Annotated in this window: 10 protein-coding genes; all 10 read right to left on the reverse strand. The window is 42.3% G+C overall.

Going from position 1 to position 14,728, the window contains the following annotated elements; translation table 11 throughout:
- Positions 1-67 precede the first annotated feature (67 nt).
- On the reverse strand, positions 68-826 hold the full coding sequence (locus Q0081_RS27660) for a hypothetical protein (protein ID WP_298361190.1): 759 nt from the start codon (positions 824-826) through the stop codon (positions 68-70).
- A gap of 48 nt (positions 827-874) precedes the next feature.
- Positions 875-2,419, reverse strand: coding sequence for an NADH-quinone oxidoreductase subunit C (locus Q0081_RS27665; protein WP_298361192.1), 1,545 nt, complete (start codon positions 2,417-2,419; stop codon positions 875-877).
- Positions 2,420-2,445: 26 nt separating this feature from the next.
- On the reverse strand, positions 2,446-3,861 hold the full coding sequence (locus Q0081_RS27670) for a proton-conducting transporter membrane subunit (RefSeq protein WP_298361194.1): 1,416 nt from the start codon (positions 3,859-3,861) through the stop codon (positions 2,446-2,448).
- 13 nt (positions 3,862-3,874) lie between these two features.
- Positions 3,875-4,501 carry a hypothetical protein gene (locus Q0081_RS27675; RefSeq protein WP_298361196.1) on the reverse strand — a complete coding sequence of 209 codons (627 nt, stop codon included), beginning with the start codon at positions 4,499-4,501 and terminating at the stop codon, positions 3,875-3,877.
- Positions 4,501-5,424 carry a respiratory chain complex I subunit 1 family protein gene (locus tag Q0081_RS27680; protein ID WP_298361198.1) on the reverse strand — a complete coding sequence of 308 codons (924 nt, stop codon included), beginning with the start codon at positions 5,422-5,424 and terminating at the stop codon, positions 4,501-4,503. The genes Q0081_RS27675 and Q0081_RS27680 overlap by 1 nt, the downstream gene beginning before the upstream one ends.
- Positions 5,425-5,436: 12 nt before the next feature.
- Positions 5,437-7,299, reverse strand: a complete 1,863-nt coding sequence (locus tag Q0081_RS27685) for a proton-conducting transporter membrane subunit (protein ID WP_298361201.1) — start codon at positions 7,297-7,299, stop codon at positions 5,437-5,439.
- A 308-nt stretch (positions 7,300-7,607) separates the two neighbouring features.
- Entirely contained in the window at positions 7,608-9,476 is a 1,869-nt protein-coding gene (locus tag Q0081_RS27690) for a proton-conducting transporter membrane subunit (protein WP_298361203.1), read from the reverse strand.
- Between the two features lie 9 nt (positions 9,477-9,485).
- Positions 9,486-11,981, reverse strand: coding sequence for a YbcC family protein (locus Q0081_RS27695; RefSeq protein ID WP_298361205.1), 2,496 nt, complete (start codon positions 11,979-11,981; stop codon positions 9,486-9,488).
- Positions 11,982-12,060: 79 nt separating this feature from the next.
- Positions 12,061-13,425: an ATP-binding protein gene (locus Q0081_RS27700; RefSeq protein WP_298361207.1), complete on the reverse strand. Its 1,365-nt coding sequence runs from the start codon at positions 13,423-13,425 to the stop codon at positions 12,061-12,063.
- Positions 13,422-14,099 (reverse strand): response regulator transcription factor, encoded by a 678-nt coding sequence (locus Q0081_RS27705; protein ID WP_298361208.1) that lies wholly within the window; start codon positions 14,097-14,099, stop codon positions 13,422-13,424. The genes Q0081_RS27700 and Q0081_RS27705 overlap by 4 nt, the downstream gene beginning before the upstream one ends.
- Positions 14,100-14,728: the final 629 nt, after the last annotated feature.

The raw sequence follows: 14,728 nt of genomic DNA on the forward strand, positions 1-14,728 counted from the left end.
AAAACAAAACGTCCTTTTACCGAATTGATAAAGGGCTCTAAAATTCTATTCAAAAAATCGCCTTTAATTAGTCAAATTTCTTCCTCGTTAAATCCAGAATTCCCTGTATAAACGTTAAGGGATGAGGAGGATTTCCGGGCACATAAAGGTCAATGGGGTATTTATTCAGAAAGGAACGATTCAAGGCCCTGCTTCCCGTAAAAATGCCGCCACTGATGGCATCGGTGCCCACTAAAACTACTATTTTAGGATTGGGTACGGCACGATAGCAAATTTCAGTGGCTTCGGCCATGTTTTCAGAAATAGGTCCCGTAATTACCACTCCATCCGCATGACGCGGCGAAGCTACAAATTCAATTCCGTAACGTCCCATATCAAAATTGACGTTACCACAGGCATTGAGTTCCGCTTCAAAACTATTATCTCCTGCTGCCGAAATTTGACGCAATTTCAATGATTGCCCAAATACGCGTCGAATTTCGGCCCGTACTAACTCGGGATTAAGTACGATGGGTGCATCCATCCCGGCTTTCACAATCAGCCTTTGCCGCTCGTTGGAAGCCAGACGATGGTCATTTATAAATCTAATTTTATCAGGAAATAAAAGCGCACACTCCCCACAAAACACACACTTTCCCAAATCTAAAGAAACAGCAGGCGAAGCTTCAATAGCGCCCGTTGGACAAAGGTCAACCAAAGCCGCTGTGTCTATTTGGGCATCTGAAATCACGGGGCGCCCTCGAAAAGGTGCAGGGACTACGGCCTTTGTCGGGTCGGGAATGTATTGTTTACCGTGGTGGTAGAGGATTTTAAGTTCGTCAATCATAAACAATTGATGTGTAATGAGTCATGAGCAATTACCCAATACCTCCGTTTATAAATCAAATCCGCAATAACTCAGGTTGTAGCTTTTGTTGTTAATCGGAAAGTCTGAAATTTCTAAATCACGCAGTGAAAGTGCCAACGCCAGCCAATTGTGCAAGGAAGGGTCTTTTACTTTGTAACGAATTAGTTCCCCCTCATCTCCGGTCACCATGGTATGGCAAATTTCTCCCCGCCAGCCTTCATTGATTGAAATCGTCAAACTGTTTGGCGTCAGATTTACCGTATCATCATACCTTGGTTTGGGTCGCGTTGAAATATTGGAATGAATAGACAAGAGTTGTCGAATGAGTCCAATGGACTGAAGCAATTCTAACCGCCGAAGTAAAAATCGCGCCCATACATCGCCCGTTGAAAGCGTTACAGGCTTAAAATCAAGCGATTGATAGGTAATATCCGGGTGACTCCAACGCACATCGCGTTTGAGTCCGGCCGCTTTAGCTGCTTGCCCTACGGCCCCGATGAGGTACATTTGGCGATACGTTACTTTCCCGATTTCCTCAAAACGTGATTGTTCACTGGGTAGATTGAAGGCTTTTTCCGACATTTCTTCGCTCCGCCATTCTACTTCGTACAACAGTTTTTTGAGACGTTGCTGCAATTCAGCCGTCAACGGATAGTGAGTTCCTCCTACCCGAATCAATCCTTTGCCAAAACGATTGCCGCACCAAGCCTGAAAATAATTAATGACAGGAGTTCGCAATGCACCATACACCGAACTTGCCAACTGGTAAGCCGTACCGACATTGAGATTGCTGAGATCAAATAAAGCCATTGCCACTCGCTCTAATTCCAACCCAATCGTCCGTTCGATGGCCAATTCTGTATCTACTTTTATCCCTGCATTGGATTCTATGCCCATCACAAAGGTGCAGGCATGACCCACGGCGGTATCGCCCGCAATGGATTCTGACAAAACCGTCCGTTGAAGCAATTTGGTCTTTTCCAAGTACAGTTTTTCGACGCCCCGATGCTGCCAACCCAATTGAATTTCGAGGTGAAGCACCATTTCACCATTGCAGATAAACCGAAAATGTCCCGGTTCAATCACCCCCGCGTGAATAGGCCCTACCCCTACTTCATGCAATTCTTCGCTGTCTATTTTGTAAAACGGGTAGTCGTTCACCTTCATGGTATTGGCACGATCAAACGCGAACCGAACGGGCTTCAACCATGGGTGGTTTTCAAAATAAATACCGTGATTCTCCCAAATTTCCCGCTCAAAAATGTGGAATTGATAAATTTCTGCGGAGATGGAAGGTAAACTATACGAAGACAACGGTTGCTTCAGCGACAACTCGTGGGAAAAAACGCGTAATGTTTGATTGCTATCAATGGCAATAATGCAGATAAATTTCAAAACCAAACGGTGTTGAAAAGCAAAATAATTGACGATGTGATAAGATTCGCCGTCTCGCATCATTGCCGTAACTTCCTCGTAAAAACTCTGATAGGACATCACCAATACATCTTCTAAAAGGATCGTCTGATAATTTTTTACAGTAGTTGCTCGTGAGGTTTTAGGAGAAGTTATCATATCATTTCAAGGAAAATAGCTACACATTACTTCACTGCCATTTCAATTAAATTCACCAAAAATGTTGGCTGAACAAAGCCCGCCGCAATCATCAATCCCAGCAATATCAATTGACTTACGGACTCCCACGGAGATGTTTTCACTTCTTTCATTACCATTTCCTGATCAGAAGTATCGTAAAGCAAATGCAGAATATTTTTAGTAAAGAAATACAGCACAAACAACAAAAGTATCAGCGCCAAAATGGCAACGGGTATATGTCCATTCGCAAATAATGCCTTAAAAATTAACAGTTCACTGATAAACAGCCCCGACGGCGGCATTGCCATAATGCCTAAGAGCGACAGCAACACCACCAATCCTCCTAATGGATTGACCCGCAGATAATTCCCAAGCCGATTGACCCGATAACTCAGAAAATGACGGTGGATTTGGTCGTTTTGGTAAAACAAACTGGCTTTGGCAAATGAGTGCAATATCATGTGCAAAAAGGCAGCATAATACCCTAAACCACCTGCTCCAATTCCCATCAAAATCAACCCAAAGTGTTCTACCCCCGAATACCCCAACATTCTTGACAGGTGAATTACCCTTGATAACTGTAAAGCAGCAACGACCAACGACAAAATACCTGTCAACAACAGCAAATGACTTGCCCAAGTGGCCGCCTGTGTATGAGATACAACCTGGTATATCCGAAAAATGGCTAAAAAACTTGTGTTCTTGAGAACAGTCGAAAGTAGTGCATTGACCGGTTGAGGCGCAGTTGTTTGCGCGTTGATACTGGCGGTGTGAAACGGGAAAACACCTAATTTGACACTTAGGCCCGTCACTAAAAGTAAAAATGCTATTTGTACCCACGTAGCGTCAAGTTCTGACGCATGAGTAAGTAACTCACTAAACTTCAAATCTTTAACACCATGATTGGCTGCTTCGGCAGCCAGAAATAAAATACCAGCGAAAGCCAATGAAATCCCAATGGAACAAAGAAAGATGTATTTCCAGGTAGCTTCTACGGCCTGCTTGGTCCGTTCATGGTAAATCAAAACAGCCACTGTCAGGGTACTTGCTTCGATAAGCGTCCACAAAGCTCCCAAGTGGTTGGTGAGGTTTGCCCCGGTCAATGCGGCCACAAACAAAACTAAAAACGCAAAATACAGCGATTCGTGCTTTTCCAGCATTTTGTGGCGATAGGCATACGAAACGCTGTGATAAAACGTCGCAACACTTAACATCGTCAGTATCGATAAGCAAATGACACCCGCTCGGTCGAAGGTAAAAAACGTAGAATCTTCCGCGTCAAAGTGCGTAAAACCATAGATAGTCAATGCAATTTGAACAACCAAAAACGCACCCGCTAACGTTAGCCTTGCCGGACGGTTGGGCAGAAAATAAATACCACCCGCTACCAGCGCCGAAATCAAAAAATAAGCTGCTACCATTTGTATCGAGAGTTTAGTCTTTTAAATTGCTTAAGAAATCAATATCCGTTCCCTCAAAGGCGCGCCCCACCCGACGGAGAAATACGCCCAGCACCAATACCCCAAAGAATATATCCAACACAATCGCCATGTTGATGAGCAGCGGCATTTCGGTGCCTACCGCCAGCGAAACCAGAAAAATCCCGTTTTCCATCACCAAATAGCCAATCAAATGCGAATACACGTTGCGATTGCTGATGATAAAAAAGATACCCGCCAATACACTCGCCGTAGCTACGGAGAAAAATTTAGTCTGCAGGTGGTCATTGTGCAAATTAGAACATAGTAAAAAACTGATAATCAGAATATTAGTTACAATGACAACGGAGAGTGTCCCCGAAATCATTCGTTTGGTACGAATTACTTTATTGTGCTTACGAATCCATTCCAGAATAAATGGAATGGCAATTGCCTTCACCAACAGCGTTTCACTCACAATAAAAAAGACGTGTGAAGGGTGAAAATCCGTTGTTTGTACAATGGCAATGCCAAACAGTAATAGCCCCTGAAACCCCAAAAGGCGGTTTTGCATAATGGGTCGCTCGGAAATAGCCAAATAAATCAGCGTAACGGCAAAAATGATAATCAGGAGCGTCGCCATTAGTCTAAAATCAGTTTATGAGTAATAATCAGTACCGAGAAAAATAACACCAAGGCAATCGAAGAAAGGGTAATGATAAACTGCGGATTATTGGCGATTTTATTACGCGCCCGAAACGACTCCAACAGACCTACCGTAACGGCAAAAAGCAGCTGTACAACCAAATAAATAGCGATGTTAGCCACCAACGGGAAAGATTGGGGAAGCAGAAAATTGGCAATTAAATTACCGTAAATGGCAAACTTGAAAGCATTGCCCGTCATAATCAAACCCAAATCAAAGCCGCTGTTATCCAGAACCATTACCTCGTGAATCATCGTAAGTTCAAGGTGTGTTCGCGGGTCATCTACGGGCAATCTACTGTTTTCGACCATGGCAATTTGGACCAAAAGATAAATGCTGACGGCAGCAAACAGATACGACAAAGAAGAATCCCCAAAATGAACGTTGTTATAGACTTCCTGAAAGGAGGTGAAGCCGGTCAACAATACCAACGAAGCCATAATGGTAAAAAAGGCGGGTTCGACCAACATCGAATAAAGCGCTTCACGATTGGCCCCCATGCCTTCAAAACCGCTGCCGGTATCCATCGCATTGATAATCAACATGAATTTGGTAAAGGCCAGTAAATACGCGAAGAATAAAAAATCGCCGCTGAACGACAACAGCCCCGCTTCGCCGCTAAAAGGTAAAAACAGCAACGCACAGAAAATTCCTGCAAAATGAATAACAGGAGTAATTTGAAAAATCAGGCTTGTGGTGGTGCTGTACACATTACCCTTACGAAAAAGCCGCACAATATCTTTCAGGGGCTGAAAAAGAGTAATTCCCTTTCGTCCGCTCAATTTGGCTTTCGTGATAGAGATGATTCCCGGAATCACCGCCGCACTTATCAGTATCATTAAAATGGAAAGTGCGGCCATGATGAAAAGGTGTTAAAGGATTTGGAAATAGGTAAGCAGGAAGACCAAGGCTAAAAACACAAAAACGTAAATGAGGTAGTGAGTCAATTTGCCCGTTTGAAATGATTCATGTCGGTCGGTGGATTTCAACAACAATTCAGCAGGCTTGTCAATCAAGGTCTTTTCAAATACATCATAACTATGCGTCTCAAAATGTCGGGCTTTTGGAAAAATTTCTTCTTCAGCTATCTTTTCATAATGAGTTGTTGTACCGACTAAGGGACCGACCAATTCCGTGAAATTATTGGCATACGAAGTAGCGGTGTATTGATGTACGGCGGCATTAGCTCCCGAATATCCACAGCCCCAAGTGGGGCCGTATTCTACCACAACCTGCTTTTGCTGACGACTGCGTACCCACAGCAGCACCAACGAAACAACAATAAACAGACCGCCCGCCATTCCGACCTTCATAAGCGTAGGTAAGGCATTTTCAATAGGTGATATATCGGGCACATACAAAGCGGTAACCTCCGCCACCCATTTGACGAATAGGTTAGGAAAGAGCCCAATGGCAACAATCAGAACGCCTACCAGTATTTTTGAGAAAATCATGTCATCGGAAACTTCTGCCGCCTGCGATGCTTTGGAAGAACGAGGTGACCCTAAAAACGTAATGCTGAATACTTTGGTAAAACAAAAAACAGCCAAGCCACCAATCAGCGTCAACCCAAGGATGCTCGCCAGCATCGAAAGGTCTAAGTACCAAATATCCAATCCAAGCCCTTTGAAAAGCCCCATATAAATCAAAAACTCGGAAATAAAGCCATTGAAAGGAGGCAGTCCGCAGATGGATAGAGAACCCAACAGAAACAGCATTCCTGTTTTTGGCATAGATTTCATCAACCCGCCCAGTTGTTCCACGTTTCGGGTATGCGTGGCCTGATAGACCGAGCCTGCGCCGTAAAAAAGCAATGATTTGAAAAGAGAGTGATTGAAAATATGGAGAAGTCCTCCCGTAAAAGCCAAAGCCGCCAGAGCAGGAGCATTGAGAGCAACGCCCAACAGACCCGCCCCGATACCCATCCCAATAATACCGATGTTTTCAATGCTGTGATAAGCCAATAATTTTTTAATATCGTGCTGAGTAATTGCATTCATCACTCCCAATAACCCCGAAAGGGTTGAAACTCCTAATATGATTAACCCTACAACATACAATTCGGCATGGATATACGTCAGCACCCGCAGCAAGCCATAAATACCCATTTTTATCATTACCCCCGACATCACCCCCGAAACGTGCGAAGGAGCCGCCGGGTGAGCATGAGGCAGCCACGTATGCAGAGGTACGAAGCCTGCCTTGATCCCAAACCCTGCAAAAAGCACTAAAAATAAGGGCAATACCGAATTCTTACTGAAGTATCCCGCCAAGCCATCAAATCCAAAAGCGTAGCCAAGCGACTGAACGTACATCATTGCCCCCATGATAAGAATAAAACCTACGTGCATCTGAATCAGGTAATTAAGGGCAATAAGGCGTGTTTCTTTTTTTGATGCCTCAAATAAAATCAGTATAAAAGAAGAAACCGACATCATTTCCCAAGCCAACAGGAAGAACGTGCCGTCGCGCAGAACGGTCACCATCAGCATTGAAATATGAAGCCAGATAAATGCCAAATGGTGAATGCCCAATTCCAACCGCGACATTGTCTTGCGGAAAGGTTTCAAATAGCCTCCGGCATAGAGGATACCTGTCAACATTCCGAAACTTATCAGTAAAACAAAATAGGCAGATAAGCTGTCAATTGTCAGCGTTGGCAGATAAGAGACGTCGGTGAGCATCGAGAATATCTTGGTGTTGCCTTCCAGCAAACTGCGAACTGCCCAGGACACTCCTGTTAAAGATAAACAAACGTGAAGAAAAAGACTGAAACAATATTGAAAACGCCTTGTTATCAAAAGTACAGCAACACTTGCGATGCATACCCCCACAAATACGATTGATTCCATTGATTCCATTGATTCTCGGTATTTGTATTTGTGAAAAGCGCACTGTACTCTACTTATTCATAATTAAACACAAGGTTAATATTGACTATTAAAAGCTGGTTAAGGGGAGATTAAAATGAGATTAAAACAAAGAATTGGAAAGTTTATAAAAAATCATCTGACAATTATAAACCTTCCAATTCCATTATCAACTAAGAAGAGCGATAGGCCGTTTCGTATACTGATTTCACGTGAGGTCCTAAAAAGACCCGAGCATAAATACGAATGATAGAAAGCCCGTCAATGATAAAACTCAAAGAAGTAAAGAATGCCAGAGTAATTTGATTTTCATGAATATGACTGAAAATCACGTCTTCTCCAATGAACGTCGGAGTAATGGGAAAACCAGAAGCTCCTAAACAACAAAGTAAAAAGACGAAAGCAATTTTGGGATGTTTCAGCGAATGCCCGTGAAATTGATCTAAATCAATGCTTTTTTCCAATAATTGTAGGCGGGTAAGGGAAATAAACCCAATAATTCCCGCCACAATGATCCCACTTAAATAAAGCAGTGTTTCCGTATATTTATAGTGCTCATTGAATGAAATAGACAAGGCTACCCAAAAGTGATTCAAAATGATAAGCATCCAACTCATGCGTGCTTTTTTCCGCTCGGTAAATGATTTGAGCACCATCGTCAATCCAATAAGGGAGAAAAGGATGGGTAAATATTCATGAATGATGGGGGGAATTACTTCTTCGTTGTATAAAGCAAATAATCCAAACACATATACCGGAATAAAAAACACAAGCACCCGATTGATAGTAAGAAAATTCAATCTGTTTCCAAGCATTTTCATAGGATTCCATAAATAACGATACATCAAGGAATCCAAATTCCATTCTTTGATACTCAACATATAGAGTGTGTATTCAATCTTTTTGGGGAAAGAGTCTTCGATGGAGCGTTGACGAGGCGAAAAATTATAGAATTGTTCGCGAATCAAATAACTTACCACCGAAGGCGACACCAATAATTGATACGTTCTCAAGAAAGCATTTCCCGCAAAGTGAAACAAAGCCAAGTTTTCAAAACCTGCCGCCACTTCTATAAAAATTATCCCGATTTGGGCAATGGAGGCATAAGCAATCTGGCTTTTTACCGACGACTGAACCCGTGCAATACCCGTAGCAATCAACATAGTCACAAAACCCAGCGCCCCAATCAGAATGCGAACCGATAACTGCTGTTCCCAAAAAGGAAAAGTTCTCAATAAAAGAAACACTCCTACGTGTACAGAAAGCGAGCCATAAAAAATGGCACTCGACGGAGTAGGTCCTTCCATGGCTCTTGGCAACCAGGAAGAGAAAGGCAACTGTGCCGATTTAGCCGCTGCCGAAAGTAAAATCATCAGAGAAATAAAAACCCCGAAAAAGCTATGCGACTGAAGATGCTCGTGCACCATTTCGTAGTTACTCAATTTCAGAAAGGTAATATTTTCGTGCCATAAATGGTGACTCATCCACATGGCAAGAATCAACCCCACGTCCCCGATTCGGTAAATTGAGAACACTTTTACGGCATTTTTGACGGGCAGATAACGATCACGATAGAAGGCAATCAGCAAAAAGGAAGAGATACCGAGGATTTCCCAACCGATAAACAACGTTTCCAGATTTCCCGAAAAGATGGTAATGTTATATCCGATGTAAAAGAAAAGTATGGTATTGAAAAAACGCTTGTATCCATCTTCCCGGTGCATATAATACCGGCTGTAAATGGTGACCAGAAAGGTAATAAATGAACCCACAAAGAGGTAAACCACCGTAATTTTATCAAAACAAAAATCAATAAAAAACTCGTAGTCGTTGGTCTTGAAAAGGGAAATGTCCTTTAGGTTCAGTGTTGGATAGCCATTTTGTAACCAATAAATGATAAAAACAATAGCCCCAAACAGGTGAATGCCGATGGTAAAAAAAGCTCCCCACGAAAGAAGCCCTTCTTTTTTATTGGGAGTTAAACCGTTAATTATAAAACCCAGTATAGGAACGAGAATGAAAAAATGAAGTAACGATGCCATGTGGTAGTGTTATGCAATTAAATAAACCGGAACATTATCTTGATTTGATTCTAACAAAGGTATCATATCCGACACCGTGTCAACTTGCTGCTTCAGAGGTTGGTATTTTACAAAACCACCTTCTTTAAAGCTATAAAATTCCTTGGTTTCAGGATGCACTACTACTAAGTTAACCCATTCATTGATAAACCATTCATAGGTTTCTGCATTGCGCTGAATCGTATCCAAAACAACTTCGGGTAAGTGTTCTACAATGATAAGCAAACGTACCGGATCATGCACTTCAATCATTTGGCTCGGCAGTCCCGGTCTTAAATCACCGTCAATTCCGTTGGCTACGCCAAAAAGCCCCATCACATTGTGCGGAAGCTTTGTTCCTGCACCCAACTTCTGATTGTCAACTCTTGAAAAATAATATTCGAGATTGATACCGCCACAAACCGGAGCGGCAGCTTTGAGAATATTGAAAAGGAATTTTCCGTCAGGGTCTATGGTGTAATCGTACGAATTCATGAACGCTCTCCGATCCAAAAACAGCCCTTTGGTCAACTCCCGGCTGCCTACTATGCACAGCGCGTTGGTGGCGTGGTTCAGTTCCGGACGAGGTTCAAACAAAGAAACCGAACGGGTCCGAATTTTATCATGAATTTTTTCGGGGCTCAATTTGCTATCAATCGACTCAAAACGTCTTGATCTTTCTTTGGCATTGGAATCCAAGGCATTGTCGAACGTCACTTCATTCTTATTGTGAATTTCCAGATTGTCGTGCGAAAGTGAATCTTCGTCAAAAAAGGCAATTTCATCGCGGGTTGTATCATGAAGCGCGCCCAAAAACTGCGTTTTGGCAGGAATCACAATTCCGCGGGTTGCCAAAATTTCTCTGACTTTAGGATGATTGGCCATGTAACAAATCACCCGTGAGTTTACTGAGCCAGCTCTACCCGAACACGCACCACAATCGTACGCCGCATAATGAGGGTTATTAACGCTGCTCGAACCATGTCCTACTACGTACACAATCGGGGCAAAATCTTTTACCAATCCGATACTTTTCAAAAGACCTTCTACCCGTTGCGCCATTTCATCAATAGCAAACCCTACCTGCAATCCGTTTTCTTTATTCTCAATGTTTTTATTCTCAATGGTCAGTTTTGAGTACTTTTCCATGTGCCTGAACGAAGACGCCGTAGCAGGACTCATGGAAGGACGGAAAATATTCACAAACAAACGCACCGCCGACCAGAACCCGAGTGTCTGAGAAATCAGCCAACCGCCGTAAAACGAATGGGAATGTTTAGTAAAGTGTACATCTCTATCTTTCTTTTTGAAGGCATGTACTTCCTTAATCAAATACTTAGGAGTAACCGGTGCGGGACAAACTTTGGTATAAAACTTACCGTCTTCGGGCTGATAAAAGAACTCGACACCAAAAAAGCCCGGTGTACCAAAGGTCTCACAATCAGCATCATACTGCTCAAGGTATCGTCTGAGCGAACATTCTCTGTCATCTATACAAAACATAGCCTGAAAGCTCTTGTTCGCTATTTTCTTTTGGCCGTTTTTCTCCATTTTAATGCCCGCCAGCACTTCATCGTAGTAGGTCCATTCAAAGGCATTTTGCCAAATTTCAAGGACTTCGTTCAACTCAGTTTGAGGAGTCTCAGCAAAAAGATTTACCGGTTGGACCGTTAAACGACTTTTAATCGGAGTCCAGTCTTTCCCAAAACGAAACTCAAGTGCATCAATTTCAAGTAAAAGCTCAAAAACAATCAGGTCATGCAGTGTAATTCTTCTTTGATCCAGCAGTGTTTGAGGTTGATCCTCAATGGCAGATACCATCCCCGACCATCCCTGATGGGCAAATTGTTGATCAAAAAGATATTGTTTAAACAGCGATTCATCCCCAACCAGAATGGTTAACAGGGTGCTTATATCGCATTTATCGTGCAACAAAAGCTGTTTTGCTCTCTCCGTTTTAAAAAAGCTGCTGAAGCTGTTGCGCTCCATTTCCCGTAACGACGCCAAAAAGCTTTTCTGACGAACGGGAAACCCCCAAATCGAAATTCCCTGATCAAGATAACTACAAATAATTCTGAAAAGAATAGGATGGACAAGGGAGTCCATGTCTATCTGATATTGTCTTTTCCAGTTGGAACGTATTGCTCCTATTTTTGGTAATGATGAATTTTCAAATTCTTTAGAAATGGCTTTTTCAGTCCATTCTTTTACAAGTGCTACTCCCTTTTTGCCCGTTATGATTTTCTTGAGGATGGCAGGGCTGATGCGTTGTTCTTCATAAAGTCCTCGGTATTCATCCAGTGATAACGAGGTTTTATAACCAAACATATCAGAAGCTTTGCGAATACCCGAATAAAATTTCAGGTTCTGAAAAGCATGAAGCGTATTGTGATGGATAAAATCTTTTAGTGGAGCCTGAGCAGGTAAAAAATGCTTTAATTCATGGAGAATTTCGTGCTCGTCAAATAGGGAATTATGTGTCTTCATCCTGACTATTTCTGGTGTTTATGGGTGCAAAATTCCGCTTAATCTATTAAAAGAGCGTTAAGGAGAAATTAAAAGCGAATTAAAAAGGCAACATCACTACAAACTGGGTTCCTTTTCCTACCTGCGAAGTAACATTTATCTTACCGCTATGGAGTTTTATAATCCGTTGAGTCAGCGCCAACCCAACGCCATGACCCTTAACGTTTTGAGTAGATTCAGCTCGATAAAATGGTTCAAAAATATGAGTTAAATCGCTCTCTGCGATGCCAATTCCATGATCTGTAAAGGCTACTCTAATGCCGTGTACCTGCACATGCAAAGTGACATTAATTCGATGGTCATCCGAATATTTACACCCATTTTCCATCAGATTGATGAAGGCCGTTTGAAGCAGTGAAGCATCTCCCAAGATTTCCAAGGAAGATTCCTCCTCCGGAAATTGGTCAAATTCAATCTGTATATTGTAACCAGGAGCAAGATTCATGAGCATCTCCCGCGCCTGCCACAACAAATCATCTACCCGCAACGGCCGAAAATTAAACTGAGAGGTGTCATCATTAAGGCGCGCCAACTCAAGCAGTCCATTGACCAGGTCACGCATTTTTTTGACCTCAATTATTCCTTCTTTAATAGTGTCCTGATATGCCTCAGTAGTCCGCTTTTGAAACAACGATACCTCCAATTGACTCATCATAATGGCTAAGGGAGTACGCAGTTCATGGGAAGCGTGCGAAACAAAACTTCGCTGGGATTTGAAAGCATCTTCGAGTCGGTCTAAAAGATCATTAAAAGTAGCAGCCAATTGATTCAATTCATCCTTTTGCCGCCCGGCTTTCAGGCGCTCGTGGATATTTCGGGCCGATATATTTTTTACCTGTTCAATAATATCCGAGACAGGTTTCAGGGCATCCCCCGCAAATAGCCAACCTGCCAATACGACCAACAGCAAGCTCACTGTCCAACCCGTAATAAGAATATTTCGTAAGCGCTCCAGTTTACTAAATCCATACACATCAATGGCATAAGCAACTACGACCAATACCTGCTGCTTTTTATCAATAAAACGCACCCCAAGGATTTCTTTTTCTCCGTGCTGAAGGCCAAAATCATGCCCCTCCCGTACCTGTCTCAAGAGGTCCTTTTTTACCGGATAGGGTTCTTTCCCGCTATCATAAATAATCTGATTATTGGCATCATACACCGTTACCTCTTCCTTGTACAAGGTCGTTAAATTAGCCCGGTCAATGGCATGAAGCAATTCCTCCGTGATTCCTCCCACATCTTCCAACAAGCTTACCGTAGTAAGGGCCTTCTCACGAAGGCGCTTGTTGAATTCCTGTTCTCGAAACTGATCATAGAGGTAGTAGACCGACAGCGAAAACACCAATAAAATAGAAGCTACCAATACGGCAAACAGAAGCGTCAGTCGAAGGCGAATGTTCATGAGTCTTTCATAATATATCCCATACCTACGACCGTATGAATCAATTTTTGGGGGAAATCACGGTCTATTTTTTTGCGAAGAAAATTGACATACACATCAATCGTGTTGGTACCTGTATCAAAGTGAATATCCCAGACCTTTTCGGCAATATCCACCCGAGAAACGACCCGTCCACGATTGCGCATAAAATACTCCAACAACCCAAACTCTTTGGCAGTCAGCTCAATACGATTGCCATCACGGCGGGCTACGCGCTCATTCAGGTCAAGTTCCAAATCTGCTATTTTCAAAAGATTACTGACGGAGCCACTCTCCGAACTGCGTTTTTGTAAAGCCCGCAAGCGAACAATCAATTCCTGAAACTCGAATGGTTTAACCAAATAATCGTCCGCCCCGGCATCAAATCCCGCTAATTTATCCCCCAGCGTTCCCAAAGCAGTAAGCATCAAAATAGGGGTTCTTATATTCTCATTTCTTAAAAGTGTTGCCAATTGAAACCCGTTGACTTTGGGCAGATTTACGTCTAAAATAATTACATCGTATGGGTTTGAGAGGGCTAAGCTACTCCCCATTTGACCATCGTAAGCAACATCCACCTCCCAAGCCTGTTCTTCCAATCCTTTTTTTACGAAACCCGCCAATTTTGGCTCATCTTCTACGATTAAAACTTTCATATACAAATAGTTGTGTGAATGAGAATGATAATAAAGGGTTCAATTTTAAAGATAAGTATTTTTCAAATGAAATATCATCCTTGATTTTAACAAGGTTTTAATGAAGCGCTTACAAAACCCAAATCAGTCGGTCAAAAATGGGCAATCGTCGGTAAGTTACTGTTTTTTATCTATTGCACCATTTGTTAGCGTTTTTCATCAACAAATCAATCTAACTCCTATTAACAACAGCACATTTTTTTTCGCCATAAAGCTCTGAAAACAAGTGTGATATATGTAATTTTATTCAATAGATATGTAATGATTTACCGGTTGAATACGCTCAACTTTGAATCATGTATATCTATGAAAATTATATACTGCATTGCCTCACTGTTGCTTTCAATAAACGCAATAAGTCAATCCTACACCACTATTTCTGATACGATTCCCCCCTTTCCGGACGATACGGTCTTTGTTAAGGTAAACAGTCCAAGTCAATTCTTAAACAGCTTGTCCGTTCCTTCTCCCGGTGTAGGGTGATTGCATCAAGTGTTAAGTTGGTTTAACAGGGTTTTAAGGTAAGCATCGTCGCGAGCGGCTTTCTTTCGCTTACGAGCCAAACTCATTTCAGTCGGCTCTCGCTTTAA

This window comes from Runella sp., from assembly GCF_027484545.1.
In the GTDB taxonomy this organism is placed as follows: domain Bacteria; phylum Bacteroidota; class Bacteroidia; order Cytophagales; family Spirosomataceae; genus Runella.